Origin of the sequence: Corallococcus exercitus (assembly GCF_042231735.1) — a bacterium.
In the GTDB taxonomy this organism is placed as follows: domain Bacteria; phylum Myxococcota; class Myxococcia; order Myxococcales; family Myxococcaceae; genus Corallococcus; species Corallococcus exercitus_B.
Genome location: NZ_CP102577.1, coordinates 4,519,450 through 4,533,337, shown reverse-complemented (window position 1 = coordinate 4,533,337; position 13,888 = coordinate 4,519,450). Strand labels below are relative to the sequence as shown.

At 72.1% G+C, this 13,888-nt stretch carries 13 protein-coding genes; 12 read left to right on the top strand and 1 reads right to left on the bottom strand.

Features of this window, described 5'->3' with window-relative positions; translation table 11 throughout:
* Positions 1-34 precede the first annotated feature (34 nt).
* From NR792_RS17610 to NR792_RS17590, 5 genes are all read left to right on the top strand, one after another.
* Positions 35-1,339, top strand: a complete 1,305-nt coding sequence (locus tag NR792_RS17610; RefSeq protein WP_375761179.1) for a thymidine phosphorylase — start codon at positions 35-37, stop codon at positions 1,337-1,339.
* A 13-nt stretch (positions 1,340-1,352) separates the two neighbouring features.
* Positions 1,353-2,513, top strand: coding sequence for a molybdopterin-synthase adenylyltransferase MoeB (gene moeB / locus NR792_RS17605; RefSeq protein ID WP_375761178.1), 1,161 nt, complete (start codon positions 1,353-1,355; stop codon positions 2,511-2,513).
* A gap of 137 nt (positions 2,514-2,650) precedes the next feature.
* A complete protein-coding gene (locus NR792_RS17600; protein WP_375761177.1) occupies positions 2,651-3,022 on the top strand; it encodes a PilZ domain-containing protein in 372 nt (123 codons plus the stop codon).
* Between the two features lie 56 nt (positions 3,023-3,078).
* Complete coding sequence (locus NR792_RS17595) at positions 3,079-3,483, top strand: cytidine deaminase (RefSeq protein ID WP_120528060.1); 405 nt, start codon at positions 3,079-3,081, stop codon at positions 3,481-3,483.
* A gap of 12 nt (positions 3,484-3,495) precedes the next feature.
* Positions 3,496-4,833 (top strand): 5'-deoxyadenosine deaminase, encoded by a 1,338-nt coding sequence (locus NR792_RS17590; RefSeq protein ID WP_375761176.1) that lies wholly within the window; start codon positions 3,496-3,498, stop codon positions 4,831-4,833.
* Here NR792_RS17590 and NR792_RS17585 read toward each other — a convergent pair.
* Complete coding sequence (locus NR792_RS17585) at positions 4,830-6,245, bottom strand: sensor histidine kinase (protein ID WP_375761175.1); 1,416 nt, start codon at positions 6,243-6,245, stop codon at positions 4,830-4,832. The two genes, NR792_RS17590 and NR792_RS17585, sit on opposite strands and share 4 nt — an antisense overlap.
* Positions 6,246-6,525: 280 nt before the next feature.
* Between NR792_RS17585 and NR792_RS17580 the strand changes: the two genes are divergently transcribed.
* From NR792_RS17580 to NR792_RS17550, 7 genes are all read left to right on the top strand, one after another.
* The gene (locus NR792_RS17580; RefSeq protein ID WP_207048188.1) at positions 6,526-7,263 is read left to right on the top strand and encodes a PspA/IM30 family protein; all 738 of its coding nucleotides are present in this window, start codon (positions 6,526-6,528) and stop codon (positions 7,261-7,263) included.
* A 33-nt stretch (positions 7,264-7,296) separates the two neighbouring features.
* Positions 7,297-8,484, top strand: a complete 1,188-nt coding sequence (locus tag NR792_RS17575) for an ABC transporter substrate-binding protein (protein WP_375761174.1) — start codon at positions 7,297-7,299, stop codon at positions 8,482-8,484.
* A 27-nt stretch (positions 8,485-8,511) separates the two neighbouring features.
* Positions 8,512-9,318, top strand: a complete 807-nt coding sequence (locus NR792_RS17570) for a hypothetical protein (protein WP_375761173.1) — start codon at positions 8,512-8,514, stop codon at positions 9,316-9,318.
* A 155-nt stretch (positions 9,319-9,473) separates the two neighbouring features.
* Positions 9,474-11,120, top strand: coding sequence for a hypothetical protein (locus NR792_RS17565; RefSeq protein ID WP_375761172.1), 1,647 nt, complete (start codon positions 9,474-9,476; stop codon positions 11,118-11,120).
* The gene (locus NR792_RS17560; protein ID WP_375761171.1) at positions 11,117-11,821 is read left to right on the top strand and encodes an ABC transporter ATP-binding protein; all 705 of its coding nucleotides are present in this window, start codon (positions 11,117-11,119) and stop codon (positions 11,819-11,821) included. Before NR792_RS17565 ends, NR792_RS17560 begins: the two co-directional genes overlap by 4 nt.
* Positions 11,818-13,104, top strand: coding sequence for an ABC transporter permease (locus tag NR792_RS17555; protein ID WP_375761170.1), 1,287 nt, complete (start codon positions 11,818-11,820; stop codon positions 13,102-13,104). Before NR792_RS17560 ends, NR792_RS17555 begins: the two co-directional genes overlap by 4 nt.
* Complete coding sequence (locus tag NR792_RS17550) at positions 13,101-13,865, top strand: hypothetical protein (RefSeq protein WP_375761169.1); 765 nt, start codon at positions 13,101-13,103, stop codon at positions 13,863-13,865. The genes NR792_RS17555 and NR792_RS17550 overlap by 4 nt, the downstream gene beginning before the upstream one ends.
* Positions 13,866-13,888 lie beyond the last annotated feature (23 nt).

Below are 13,888 nucleotides of genomic sequence, written 5' to 3'. Positions count from 1 at the left end.
GGCCAGGGCTTTCCTTCTGCTATGGCCTTGCCCCGTGCAACCCTACGAGCTCATCAAGGCCAAGCGCGACGGCGGCAGGCTGGACCCGTCGGACATCCAGGCGTTCATCCAGGCGTACACCGCCGGCACCGTGGCCGACTACCAGATGGCCGCCATGTGCATGGCCATCTTCTTCAAGGGGCTGGACTCGCGGGAGCTGGGGGCGTGGGCCCGCGCCATGCTCCACTCGGGGGAGGTCCTGGACCTCTCCGACACGCCGGCCATCAAGGTGGACAAGCACTCCACCGGCGGCGTGGGCGACAAGGTGTCCCTGAGCCTCGCGCCCCTCGCGGCGGCCTGCGGCGTGCCCGTGCCCATGATTTCCGGCCGCGGCCTGGGCCACACCGGCGGCACCCTGGACAAGCTGGAGTCCATCCCCGGCTTCAACGTGAACCTGTCCACCGCGGACTACCGCCGGCTGGTGCGTGAGGTGGGCTGCTGCCTCATCGGACAGACGGCCCAGGTGGCCCCCGCGGACAAGAAGCTCTACGCGCTGCGTGACGTGACGGCGACGGTGGACTGCATCCCGCTCATCGCGTCGTCCATCATGAGCAAGAAGCTGGCGGAGGGCATCGACGCGCTGGTGCTCGACGTGAAGGTGGGCAGCGGCGCCTTCATGAAGACGGCGGACGACGCGCGCGTGCTGGCCCGCACCATGATTGGCCTGGGCGCGGAGATGAACCGCAAGGTCGTGGCCCTGCTCACGGACATGGATCAGCCCCTGGGCCGCCAGGTGGGCAACGCCCTGGAGGTCCGCGAGGCCGTGGACATGCTCCGCGGTGAGGCGCCCGACGACTACACCGAAATCACCTACGCCCTCACGGCGGAGATGCTGGTGCTGGGCAAGAAGGCCGCCACCGTGGAGGAGGCGCGCGGGCTGCTGCGCCGCTCCGTGGAGGACGGCAGCGCCATCAAGAAGCTCAAGGAGATCGTCCAGTCGCAGGGCGGCGACCCTCGCTCCATCGACGACTATTCGCTGCTGCCCACCGCGAAGGCCACGGCGGACGTGGTGGCGCCGCGCGACGGCTTCGTCACCGGCATCCACACGGAGGGCGTGGGGCTGGCGGCGGTGGCGCTGGGCGCGGGGCGGCAGCGCGTGGACAGCAAGATCGACCCGGCCGTGGGCTTCACGCTGCTCAAGAAGGTGGGCGACGCGGTGAAGCAGGGCGAGCCCGTGGTGCAGGTGCACTACAACGACGCGAAGCCGGTGGAGGACGTGAAGGCGCGGCTGCTCGCGGCCTACCAGTTTGGCGACCGGGCGCCCGCGGCCCGCCCGCTTGTGCTGGAGCGGCTGGAGTAGTCAGGCAATCACCATGGCGCCCACGTTCCGCGAGCTGCTGTCCGAGGTGAAGAAGGAGATCCGCGAGGTCTCCCACGAGCACGTGCGCCAGTTGCTGGTGACGGGCACGAAGGTGAAGCTCGTGGACGTACGCGAGTCCGACGAGTACGCCGGGGGCCGGCTCCCCGGCGCGGTGCACATCCCCCGGGGCTACCTGGAGCTGCGCATCGAGGAGAAGGCGGACCGCGACGAGGAGCTGGTCCTCTACTGCGCGGGCGGCACCCGGTCCGCGCTCGCGGCCCGCACGCTGCGGGACATGGGCTACACGCGCGTGTCGTCGCTCGCGGGCGGCTACAACCGCTGGAGCGACGCGGCCTACCCGGTGGAGAAGCCCGTCGTCCTCTCCGCCGAGCAGAAGGAGCGCTACCGCCGCCACCTCATCCTCCCGGAGGTGGGGGAGGAGGGGCAGGCGAAGCTGCTGAAGTCGAAGGTGCTGCTGCTGGGCGCGGGCGGGCTGGGCTCTCCGGCGGCGCTGTACCTGGCCGCGGCGGGCGTGGGCACGCTGGGCGTGGTGGACGCGGACGTGGTGGACCTGAGCAACCTCCAGCGCCAGGTGCTGCACACCCTGGAGCGCCGGGGGCAGCCCAAGGTCCAGAGCGCGAAGGCGGCCATCGAGGCGCTCAACCCGGACGTGAAGGTGGTGCCCTTCCAGGAGCGGCTCACCAGCGCCAACGTGGAGCACATCCTCGCGGACTTCGACGTCGTGCTGGACGGCGGGGACAACTTCCCCACGCGCTACCTGCTCAACGACGCGTGCCTGCGGATGGGCCTGCCCAACGTCCACGGCTCCGTGTTCCGCTTCGAGGGCCAGGTGACGACCTTCGTCCCCCACCAGGGGCCCTGCTACCGCTGCCTCTACCCCGCGCCGCCCCCGCCGGAGCTGGCGCCGTCGTGCGCGGAGGCCGGCGTGCTGGGCGTGCTGCCCGGGCTCATCGGGATGCTCCAGGCCACGGAGGCCCTGAAGCTCCTGCTCGGGGTGGGGGAGACGCTGGTGGGGCGGCTCGTCACCTTCGACGCGCTGGGCACGCGCTTCCAGGAGCTCAAGCTGCGCCGTGACCCGGAGTGCCCGGTGTGCGCTCCGGGGGCGAAGGTGGAGCTCATCGATTACGAGCAGTTCTGCGCCACGGGGGGCTGAGGCCACCCGGGGATGCATTTTCAGGGGCAGCGGATTCGACGGGCCCGCGTATGATGCCGCCAGCCTGGACCCAGGGGCGGTGGTGGAGCGCGACCCGGGTCGGATACGAGAGCGGCAGCGGCAGGGAGATGACGGCGATGTCCGAGCAGAACGAGAACCAGGACCCCAGGGCGGGAGAGGACCGGCGCGACTCGCCCCGCGTCCCCATGCGCCTGAAGGTCCGGCGGGAGGGGGCGGAGGGTTTCCTGGACCGTGCGGGGGACCTGTCCCTGGGCGGCGTGGGCTGGGTGGGAGAGGCGCTGGAACCGGGCCAGGCCGTGGAGGTGCGCTTCGCGCTGCCCCCGTCCCAGGAAGAGGTTCAGGTGCGCGGCGAGGTCCTGCCCCCCAAGGCCGGTATGTCGGGGCCGGTGGTGCGCGTACGCTTCCTGGAGCTGCCGGTGGAGCTGGAGCTCGCCATCGCCCGGCACCTGGACGACCAGAGCAAGGACGAACCCCGGGGCGCCCGCTAGGGCGTTATCGGATGGACGGGCGCCGGTGGACGGCGCCCGACGTGAAGGAGGGCGGCATGGCGGAGGAGATTCCCTGGGAGCGGCTGTTCGAGGAGGCCCTGCGGGTGCGCCAGCGCGCGCACGTGCCGTACTCGAAGTTCCCCGTGGGGGCCGCCGTGCTGTACGCGGACGGCTCCATCGTGGCCGGCTGCAACGTGGAGAACGCCACCTACGGCCTCACCGTCTGCGCGGAGCGCAACGCGTTCGTCGCGGGCGTGGCCCAGGGCCGTGAGAAGCCCGTGGCCGTGGCCGTCGTCGTGGACACCCCGGAGCCCTGTCCCCCGTGCGGCATGTGCCGCCAGGTGATGGCCGAGTTCGCCGGGCCGGACCTTCCGGTGCGAAGCCGCACCCTGAACGGGCAGGAGGCGCGCTACCCGCTCAGCGAGCTGCTGCCGCACGCCTTCACCCGTTCCTTCCTCTAGGACCTCTCTCAAGTGGACTTGCTTCTCACTGGCGCCACCGTCGTCACCATGAACCGCGAGCGCGAGGTGCTGCCGCGCGCGGACGTGCTCGTGCAGGACGGGCGCATCGCGAAGGTGGGCCGGGGCCTGAAGGTGAAGGGCGCCCGCCGCGTCCTGGACCTCGCCGGGCAGGTGGTGATGCCCGGCCTCATCCACGGCCACCTGCACGCCTGCCAGACGCTGTTCCGAGGCCACGCGGACAAGCGGGAGCTGCTGGACTGGCTGCGTGAGCGCATCTGGCCCATGGAGGCGGCGCACGACGCGGCGTCCCTGCGCGCCAGCGCGGACCTCACCTTCGCGGAGCTCATCCGCTCCGGCTCCACGGCGGCGCTCGACATGGGCACCGTGCACCACTACGACGCCGTCTTCGAGTCCGCGCGCGACTGCGGCTACCGGCTGGTCGGTGGCAAGGCGATGATGGACTCCGGCGCGGAGGTGCCCGCCGGCCTGCGCGAGACGACGGCGGACTCGCTGTCGGAGAGCCTGGCGCTGATGGAGCGCTGGCACGGCACCCACGACAACCGCCTGCGCTACGCGTTCGCGCCGCGCTTCGCCCTGTCCTGCACGCCGGAGCTGCTGCGGGAGGTGGGCCGGCTGTCGCGGGAGAAGGGCGTGCGGATCCACTCGCACGCCAGCGAGAACCGCACGGAGACGGACGTGGTCCGCCAGGTGACGGGGAAGGACAACATCGCCTTCTTCCACGGCCTGGGGCTCACCGGCCGCCACGTCACGCTGGCCCACTGCGTCTGGGTGGAGGGCACGGAGCAGCAGCTGTTGCGCGAGTCCGGCACGGTGGTGTGCCACTGCCCGGGCTCCAACCTGAAGCTCGCGTCGGGCTACGCGCGCATCCCGGAGCTGCTGAAGGACGGCATCCCCGTGGCGCTGGGGGCGGACGGCGCCCCGTGCAACAACACGCTGGACCTGTTCCACGAGATGCGGCTCGCGTCCGTGCTGCACAACCCGCGCGTGGGCCCGGTGGCGATGACGCCCATGCACGTCCTGGAGATGGCCACGCTGCACGGCGCGCGCGCCCTGGGCCTGGAGGACGAGGTGGGCTCCGTGGAAGTGGGCAAGCGCGCGGACCTCACGGTGGTGGACACGCGCGGCTTCCACTTCTGCCCGCTGCCGGAGGACGTGACGGGACCGCTGGTGTACTCGGCGCGCTCCACGGACGTGTCGCACGTGCTCATCGACGGCAAGCTGGTGCTGCGCGAGGGCGAGTTGACGACGCTGGACGCGAACGCGGTGCTGGCCAACGCCCGCACGCAGGCCACGAAGCTCTTCGCCCGCGCGAAGCTGCAGGCCTCCTAGCGGCGCTGCGGGTGGGCTGTCGCGTCCGGGGCCGGCCGCGAGGCGCCTTGCGCGCGGGGCAGGCGCAGCACGAAGGACGTGGCCCAGCCCTCCGCGTCCTCCACCGCCAGCCGCCCGCCGTGGGCTTCCGCCGCCAGCCGGGAGAAGTACAGCCCCAGGCCGTAGCCCCGGCGGCCCTCCTTCTCGCGGCTGCCCTGCACGTACTTGTCGAAGAGGGACTCGCGCGCCTCCGGCGGGATGGCGATGCCGTCGTTGCGCACCGCCAGCCACTGCTGCCCTTCGGTCTCGCCCGCCTCCAGGCGCACCCGGCCGCCGGACGGCGCGTAGCGGAGCGCGTTGGTGGCCAGGTTCTCCACCACGCGGATGAGCAGGCCCGCGTCGCCCACCAGCTGGAAGCCCGGCGGGCACGCCAGCTCCAATTTGATTTTGCGCAGCCGGGCCGCGCCATCCAGCGAGCGGCGCACCTCGTCGAACAGCGGCGCCACCGGGAAGGGCTGCTTGCGAGGGGACAGCCGGCCCTGCTCCAGCCGGGGCACGTCCAGCAGGTCGGAGATCATCCGGTCCAGGCGCGCGGTGACGGCCAGGCCCGTGCGCACGGACTCCACCAGCGGCGTCCCGACGGGCAGCTCCTGCTCCATCCACGACAGCGACAGCGTCACGGCGGACAGGGGCGAGCGCAGGTCGTGCACCAGGAACTGCATCAGCTGCTCCTGGTGGGCCTGGAGCGCCTCCAGCTGGGCGTTGCGCGCGTGGGCTTCGGACAGCATGCGCTCGATGGTGCGGTGGGCGTCCTCCACCTCGGTGGTGCGGCGGGCCTCCAGCTGCCGGGCCACCTCCGCGTGCGACAGGTCCATGGCCAATTGCCGCAGCCGCCCGGTGCCGTAGTGGCTCACCGCCGCCACCAGCACCAGCGTCACCGAGGCCACGGCCATGGCGCCCGGGCCCACGCCCGCCTGGTGCATGAGGACGGCCTGGGTCAGCGACGCCAGGCCCGCCGTGCCGTAGACGAGCCAGGGCATCAGCTCCAGGCCGGAGAGCGCCACCACCAGCGCGAAGAGCCCCAGGCTGAAGCCCGCCACGCCCGCCGGGAAGGGCGACACGGGCAGGGCCAGCTGCTGGAGACCGAACACCAGCCCCACGTCCACCAGCGACTGCACGACCCCCAGCTGCTTCGTCACCGGCTTGAAGCGCAGCGCGAACAGCAGCGCCACCACGCCGCCGTAGCAGAGCAGGAGCGGCGGGTAGTGCGCCCAGTCCCGGGCACCCGTCAGCCACAGCCCCAGGCTGACGGCGAAGAACACGGCCGTGCCCACCAGCCGCACCGCCGCTCCGGCGCCCAGAACGCGCCGCCGCTGGGCGGCCACCACCCGCGCAAGCTCATTCTCGAAGGCGACGGGAGGAGTCGGGTCCATGCGACACTCTCGTTTTCCCCGCTTCCTCCCCGCCCGGCAAGTTCATGGCCGCATCGTCTTTCGCGACCCCGGGTGGACCCCTAAGGACGGGGAGTGGCGGATGGGGGCTGTCTGGAGGCCCTGGACCCGGCCGGGCTGGCGGGCGGCGGGTTTCCGGGGGCAATCATCCGACCGGGGCAGGCGTAGTCACGGTGACACGCGCCTTGCGGCCGGATGCTTGTGGGCGTCGGAGTTCGTGTAAGGTGGCTGGGATTACGCACAGGCGGAGGTGAGAGCCGACATGTGGCAGCGATTCAAGAGAGCGATGCGGAGCTTCGCGGGCTTCTTCGTCTCCTCCATCGAGGATCCGGAGCTGATTCTCGAGCAGAACATCCGTGACCTGAACGATCAGGTCCCCAAGATGAACGAGTCCATCGCCATGGTCCGGGCGAATGTGACGCTGCTCGAGAAGGAGAACATGAAGTACCAGCAGGACGTGCGGGAGCTGACCGCCAAGGTCAAGGCCGCCATCCAGGCGGGCCGGGACGACCTGGCCGGCACCTACGCGACCAAGCTGCAGGGGGAGAAGGAAGCCCTCGCGCGCAACCAGGCGCAGCTGGACATCGCGAAGCAGGCCTATGAGAAGGCCCTGAACGTCAAGAAGGCGTTCATGCGCGAGAAGGACCGCAAGACGCAGGAGGCGATGAACGCCGTCCGGGACGCGCGGCGCGCCAAGTGGCAGGCGAAGGTCGCCGACACCATGGAGTCCTTCACCGTCGCGGGCGTGGACTCCACGCACGACGAGATGCTCCGCAAGGTCCAGGAGAAGACGGCCATCAACGAGGCGCGCATGCAGATGGCGCTGGAGTCGGTGGACCACCAGGCCGCGGCCATCGAGGAAGAGGCGGAGAAGATCCAGGGCGACGAGCTGGTGAAGCAGTTCAAGATGGAGATGGGCCTGCTGGACAGCCCCGCGCCGGTGTCGGACGTGGGCGCCGGTCCGGAAAAGACCATCGGCAAGAAGGTGGAGATCAAGTAGGTCTCCCCCCATGAAAGGGGCCGGCGCACACGGATGAAGCTGCACCGCGGACCCGGCCTCTTTCTCTTCCTCGCGCTCTGTGTCCTGGGCGCGGGGTACGTATTCGCCTCGCGGGCGGGTTACCTCGACCGCCTGCAGGCGCGTTTCTTCCCCTCCACCCGTGAGGCGGTGCGGCTGTCCCCGGGCGACTTCCCGGCGGGCGTCGCGGCCCCGGTGGCGGACGTGGCGTCGGTGCCCTTGCGGCCCGTGCTCATCGGCTTCACCCCGCGCGGCTCGGCTGCCGCGCTGCTCGTCTCCACCGGCGGCGCCACCACGCTGGACAACCCCGCCACGCCCCCGGGCGCCGCGCAGGGGCTGCTCAAGACGGCCTACGCGCTGGACGCCCGCGCGGTGCTCTTCGCTCGCGAGGAGGAGCTGAAGCAGGCCCTGTCCGTGGGCGCGGAGAACGGCGGCGTGGACATGGCGGCCCTGTCGGTGGACCGGCTCGCGTCGTGGGCGCCCACCCTGCGGGACGCGGCGCCGCGCACGGTGCTGCTGGTGGGGCGCAGCCGGGGCCAGGAGGCCATGGCGGCGGTGGGCGTGCCGGACCTGGCCAGCCTGCGAGGCAAGCGGGTGGGCGTGTATCCGGGCGGCTCCTCGCACTACTTCGCGCTGTGGGTGCTGGCGCGCGCGGGGCTGCGCACCTCCGACGTGCGGTGGGTGGACCTGCCCTCCACGCTGGACGCGGGCCGGGCCCTGCGGGAGGGCCGGGCGGACGTGGTGGTGGGGCTGTGGGGCGACGTGGAGCTGGCGGCGCGGGACCGGGGCGGCAAGGTGCTGGCCACCACGGCGGACGCGCCGCACCTCCTGGCCACGGTGCTGGTGGCCCGGGGCGACTTCGCGGCGCGCTACCCGGACGCGGTGCGGCGGGTGCTCCGGGGCCTGCTGGACGCGGGGCAGGGCGTGCTCAAGGACCCGGCGGCCGGGGCGCGGCTGCTGGGCGAGGTGGCCCCCTACCTGGGCGACCCCACGGAGGCCATCCGCAGCGCGCCGCCCGCCACGCTGGCGGACAATCGGGCCTTCTTCGGACTTTCCGGCGAGGCGCCGGTTACCTATGACGAGCTCTTCCAGAGCGCCGCGGCGCTCTTCCAGAAGCTCAAGCGTGGGACGGCGCCCCCACCCGCGGAGGACACGCGGGACCTGGGCGCGCTGAAGTACGTCTCCGAAGCGCGGGGGCCGTAAGGGCCTGAGAGGGAAGGGGAGTCGGACGTGGCGAAGACACCGAACTACATCAAGGCCGCGTTCCTCCTGCCGGCCAACCTGGTGGGGCTGACGACGGCGGCCATGTCCAGCGCCGTGACGCAGGAGCCCCTGCCCATGATGGTGGCGCTGGGCGTGGAGGGCGTCTACCTGGCCGTGCTGTCGTCCATGAAGCGCTTCCAGCGCGCCGTGCGCTCGAAGCAGCCGGACAACCCGGAGGCCGCGAGCGCCGCGGTGGACGCGCTGCTCGCGGACCTGGCGCCGTCGCAGCGTGACCACTACCAGCAGCTGGTGGGGCTGAAGGAGAAGATCCTCGCCAACTACCGCAAGCTGCCCGGCGGGCGCGTGCTGGCGGCGGACAGCGAGCCCAAGCTGGACGCGCTGCTCACGTCCTTCCTGCGCCTCATCTCCGCGCTCAACCAGTACCGCACGTACCTGAGCGGCTCCGACCGCGAGCACCTGACCTCCGAGGTCACGGCGCTGGAGGCGGAAGTCGCCGAGGAACCCAACCCGCGCCTCAAGGACGTGAAGGGCAAGCGCGTGGAGATCCTGCGCAAGCGCCTGATGCGCTTCGAGCAGGCGGGCGAGAGCCGCGAGGTGGTGAGCCACCAGCTGGCCGGCATCGAGGACCTGATGCGGCTGACGCACGAGCAGTCCATCGCCATCCGCGACCCGGAGAGCGTCAACCGGCAGCTGGACGTGCTCTCCGCGGAGACGGAGGCCACGGACGAGACGGTGCGCCAGATGGAGCGCTTCCTCGACTTCACCGAGGAGACGTCCGCGCCCCTTCCGCATGGCGGCACCCGCGTGCGGTAGGGCGGGCACGGGGCCGGATGGCGGGCCGCCCGCCGAGTGGTGCGGGACCCTCCGGCGGGCACCTGTTCACCGTGGCACCTTGCGAGCCTGGCAGGGGCCTGGGACGGCGCACGAATAGATTGACTCTCCGGCGAAGGCATCCTGTCCTGACGCCCATGCTCCGCCGCGTTGGGTTCGTCCCGTTGCTCTTGGTGTTGATTGTCTTCGCCGGCTGCTCGCGCTGCGGGAAGGAGGCGGCAGGGCCCGCGGACTCGCCCCGGGGCGTGTCGCGCTACCTGCCGCGCACCGCGCAGGCGGCCGTCGTCATCGACGACCTGGGCACGCTGGGCGAGAAGCTCGCGCGCTTCCAGAACCTCAAGGTGGCCTCGTTCGTCGCGCAGCTGCAGAACTTCCCCTCCGCGGAACGCTACGTGTCCGCGGTGATGCGGCAGGTGGGCGTGGACCTGCGCAGCCGGAAGGCGCTGGAGGACGCGGGCATCGACCCGAAGCGCGGCGCGGGCGCGGCCTTCCTCGGCGGCACGCAGGCGGTGTCCGTCATCGGCGTGAAGGACGCGGACAAGCTGAAGACGACCTTCGCCACCTTCGCCCGCACGCGCCTGGGCGCGACGGAGGAGCAGGACACGAAGGTGGACGCCGGGCGGCTCGTCACCTTCAACCGGCCGGGCTCCACCGCGCCCCTGCTGGGCATGCTCTTCCTCAAGCACGACCTGGTGCTCCTGTCCGCGGGCGCGTCGGTGGCGCGGCTGACGGAGCTGGCGGCGCTGCCGGAGGAGCAGTCCCTCGCGAAGGAGCCGGTGCTGGAGGCGTCGCTCAAGCGGCTCTCGGGCGAGCGCGACTTCCACGTGTGGCTGCCGGGGGGCATGGGCCTCCTGCCCACGGGCACCGTGCAGGGCATCACCTTCACGGGCCAGATTGAAGAGCGCGCGGTGACGCTGCGCGCGGACGCGCCGTGGCCGGACACGCAGGCGTCGCTCGCCGCGCTGGAGCCCAAGGGCGGTGAGGCGCTCACCGGCTGGCTGCCGCCGGACAGCTTCCTCGTGGCGCGCTTCCGGGGGGACCCCGCGCAGCTCGACGGCGTGTGGCCGTACCTGGCCGGCACGCAGGTGACGCGCGCGGTGCAGAACGCGGGCTTCAACGTGAAGACGGAGGTGCTGGACAACCTCAAGCCGGGCATGGTGTTCGCGCTGTCGCTGTCGCCCACCGTCAACCTGTCCTCGGGCATGCCGGACCTGGACCTGCGGCGCACCAACCCCTTCCGCTTCATCAACCTGGTGGCGCTCGCGGAGGTGAAGGACGTGGCGAAGGGGCAGGCCACGCTGGACAAGGTGCCCGGCTTCGCGGGCGGCTTCGGCGCGAAGGTGGAGCCCACGGACCTGGGCGGCCAGAAGGCCTACCTCACGTCGTACCGCGCGGGCGAGGGCGCGCACTTCGCGCTGTCGAAGGACGGCAAGCTGGTGCTCGCGGGGCCCCGGGCGCGCCTGGAGTCGACCCTGGCCTCGCTCGCGCAGCCGGCCGGAGCGGGCCCCGTGTCGGAGGACCTGAAGGCGGTGGGCAAGGACGCCGCGCTGGTGGTGCTGCTGGACCTGCGCCGGCTGTCGGATGCCGTCAAGGCGCTGCCGTCCGCCGCGTGGGGCATTGGCGGCTTCGCCATCAAGGCCACCACGGTGCGCTGGCTGGACGCCACGGACGACCTGCGCGCGGTGACCCTGGCCCTGTCGCGCAAGGACAAGGCGCTGCAGGCGGAGGTCTCCCTGCGGCTGACGCCCGCCGCCACCACGACCACCACCCCGGCCACGCCTTGATCCGCGCTCGCGACGTCGTGAAGGAGTACGAGGACGGCGAGGGCTCGCGCGTGCGCGTGCTCGACGGCGTGTCGCTGGACGTGGAGGCCGGGGACTTCGTCGCGGTGGTGGGCGCGTCCGGCAGCGGCAAGTCCACGCTCCTGCACCTCCTGGGCGGCCTGGACGTGCACTACCAGGGGCAGGTGGAGGTGGGGGGCGTGAAGCTCACCGGCCTGCGCGACAAGGAGCTGGCGCGCTTCCGCAACACGCACGTGGGCTTCGTCTTCCAGTCCTTCCACCTCATCCCCAACCTGTCCGCGCTGGAGAACGTGCTCCTGCCGTCGCACTTCGGTCCGGCCACGGCGGACGGGCGCAAGCGCGCGAGCCAGCTCCTGGAGCGCGTGGGCCTGGGCGCCAAGCAGGACCGCGCGCCGGTGCGGCTGTCCGGCGGCGAGCGCCAGCGCGTGGCCATCGCCCGAGCCCTCTTCGGAGGTCCGAAGCTGCTCCTGTGTGACGAGCCCACGGGCAACCTGGACGCGGCCACGGGCGCGGGCGTCATCCAGCTCTTCCAGGAGCTGCACAAGGAAGGGCTCACGGTGCTGACCGTCACCCACGAGGAGCGCATGAGCGCGGTGGCGCGGCGGGTGCTCCGGCTCAAGGACGCGCGGCTGGTGGAGGAACCCCCCGCGCCGCAAGCGCTGGCCTCGCGAGGTGCCCCGTGAGGTTCGACGCACTGTCGCGACTGGTGCGGTTGTCCCTCGCGCGCGAGCGCAAGGGCGCGTTCTTCTCCGCCTTCGGCGTGGCCATGGGCGTGGGCGCGCTGGTGTTCTTCGTGGGCCTGGGGCTGGGCGTCGGACGCGTCATCCGCGAGCGCATCTTCCCCACGGACTCGCGGCTGGTGGACGTGGTGCCCCCGGCGGTGTCGCTGGGCCTCCTGGGCGGCGGCAAGCTGGACGCGGCCGCGGTGGAGCGGCTGGCCGCGCTGCCCGGCGTGGAGACGACGTACCGGAAGATGAACGTCCGCGTGCCGGCGGTGACGCGCTACGACGGCGTCTTCTTCGGCTCGCGCCTGCGCATGGGCATGGAGGTGCTCGCGGTGGGCGTGGACCCCGGCCTCGTGCAGAAGGACGTGGGGCTGCCGGAGGCGAAGGACTTCAAGGACCCCGGAGAGGGCAAGGCCATCCCCGCGCTCATCTCCACGCGCCTCCTGGAGCTGTACAACAAGACGTTCGCGCCCGCGCGCAAGCTGCCGCAGCTGTCCGCGGAGATGCTCATCGGCTTCGGCTTCCCGGTGGAGTTCAACCGCTCCTACGTGGCGGCCACGTCCGGCGGGCCCACCACCACGCAGCAGGCGCAGGTGGTGGGCGCGTCCGACCGGGCCATGCTCGCGGGCATCACCATCCCGCTGGATACCGCGGTGCGCATCAACCGCGCATCCGGCGCGGACGCGGACAGCTACTCCGGCGTCACGCTGGTGGCGGCGGACCCCTCTCGCGTCCCGGAGCTGGTGGAGGCGGTGAAGGGGATGGGCTTCGAAATCGATGATCAGGAGCGCCGGCTGGCGGAGAACGCGGGCGCGGCGGTGGCGCTCACCACCTCCGCGCTGGCGCTGCTCTCCATCCTCATCTGCGTGCTGGCGGCGGTGAACATCGCCCACGCCATGTCCTCGTCCGTGCGTGCGCGGGCCAAGGAGATTGGCGTGATGCAGGCGGTGGGCGCGTCGCGCGCGGACGTGCGCGCCATCGTGCTGGCGGAGGCCGGCGTGGTGGGCGTGCTGGGCGGCGCGGCGGGCACCGCGGCGGCGCTGCTCTTGGCCTTCGTCGTGGATCGGCTCGCGAAGGGCTACCTGCCCAACTTCCCCTTCAAGCCGGAGAGCTTCTTCTCCTTCCCGGTGGCGGTGGTGCTGGGCGGCGTGCTGTTGGGGCTCGTGGCCGCGCTCGCCGGGGCCTACTTCCCCAGCCGCCGCGCCGCCGCCACGGATCCGGCCAGGACGCTGGCGGGATGAGCGGCCCTTCGCACAAGACGCTCCTGGCCAACGTCGTGTGCCTGGGGGCGCTCGGGTGGATCTACGGGGGCGACCTCTCGGATGCCCTGCGCGCCCGGACCGCGGAGGTCTCCGCGCTCCTGACGCCGCCCTCCGTCGTGCGCACCAGCATTGTGCTGGGGCTCTCCGGGGTGGGGCTGGCCGTCTTCCTCGCGGGGCTGCTGCGCAAGAAGCCCGAGGGCTTCAAGGGCTACCGGCTGCTGCCCATCCTGCTCGTGACCGCGCTCTTCCTGGACCTGGTGCTGGCGGAGGGGAAGACACCGCTGGACTCGCCGGAGCTGGCCGCCGTGGCGCTGCAGCGCTTCCAGGCGGAGGCGCAGAAGCTGGCCACGGTGGAGGCCGTGCCCTCGCGGGCGCAGGTGCTCCAGCCCCTCGTGGACGCGCTGGGCACGCCGCCCTACCTGGAGCGTGGCGCGCCGGTGTCGGCCTACACACTGCAGGTGCGAAGTGGCTGCGAGGGCCCGGTCCGTGACGCGCCCGGCACGCGGCCCGGCACGCTGCTGTACTGTGTCGCCAGGGACGGCAAGCAGGCGTGGGTGACGCTGGTCGGGCTGCCCGCCGAGGTGCGCTTTGGTGCGCCGGCCGTGCTCTCCCTGCGGGGCGAGCCGCGCTCCGGCATCGTGCGCGCCCAGGTCCCAGAGGAGAACGACGTCATGCCGGGCATCGACCTGGAGATCCCCACGGTGCTGGATGGGGGCGCCGAGACCTCCGCTTCACCCTGAATCCGGGTTGCCTGGAGAGCAAG

Bases quoted from the DNA above. Each gene is read 5' to 3' on its own strand.
- moeB (WP_375761178.1), top strand. From the start codon at position 1,353: ATGGCGCCCACGTTCCGCGAGCTGCTGTCCGAGGTGAAGAAGGAGATC.
- NR792_RS17600 (WP_375761177.1), top strand. From the start codon at position 2,651: ATGTCCGAGCAGAACGAGAACCAGGACCCCAGGGCGGGAGAGGACCGG.
- NR792_RS17595 (WP_120528060.1), top strand. From the start codon at position 3,079: ATGGCGGAGGAGATTCCCTGGGAGCGGCTGTTCGAGGAGGCCCTGCGG.
- NR792_RS17585 (WP_375761175.1), bottom strand. From the start codon at position 6,245: ATGGACCCGACTCCTCCCGTCGCCTTCGAGAATGAGCTTGCGCGGGTG.
- NR792_RS17580 (WP_207048188.1), top strand. From the start codon at position 6,526: ATGTGGCAGCGATTCAAGAGAGCGATGCGGAGCTTCGCGGGCTTCTTC.
- NR792_RS17575 (WP_375761174.1), top strand. From the start codon at position 7,297: ATGAAGCTGCACCGCGGACCCGGCCTCTTTCTCTTCCTCGCGCTCTGT.
- NR792_RS17565 (WP_375761172.1), top strand. From the start codon at position 9,474: ATGCTCCGCCGCGTTGGGTTCGTCCCGTTGCTCTTGGTGTTGATTGTC.
- NR792_RS17550 (WP_375761169.1), top strand. From the start codon at position 13,101: ATGAGCGGCCCTTCGCACAAGACGCTCCTGGCCAACGTCGTGTGCCTG.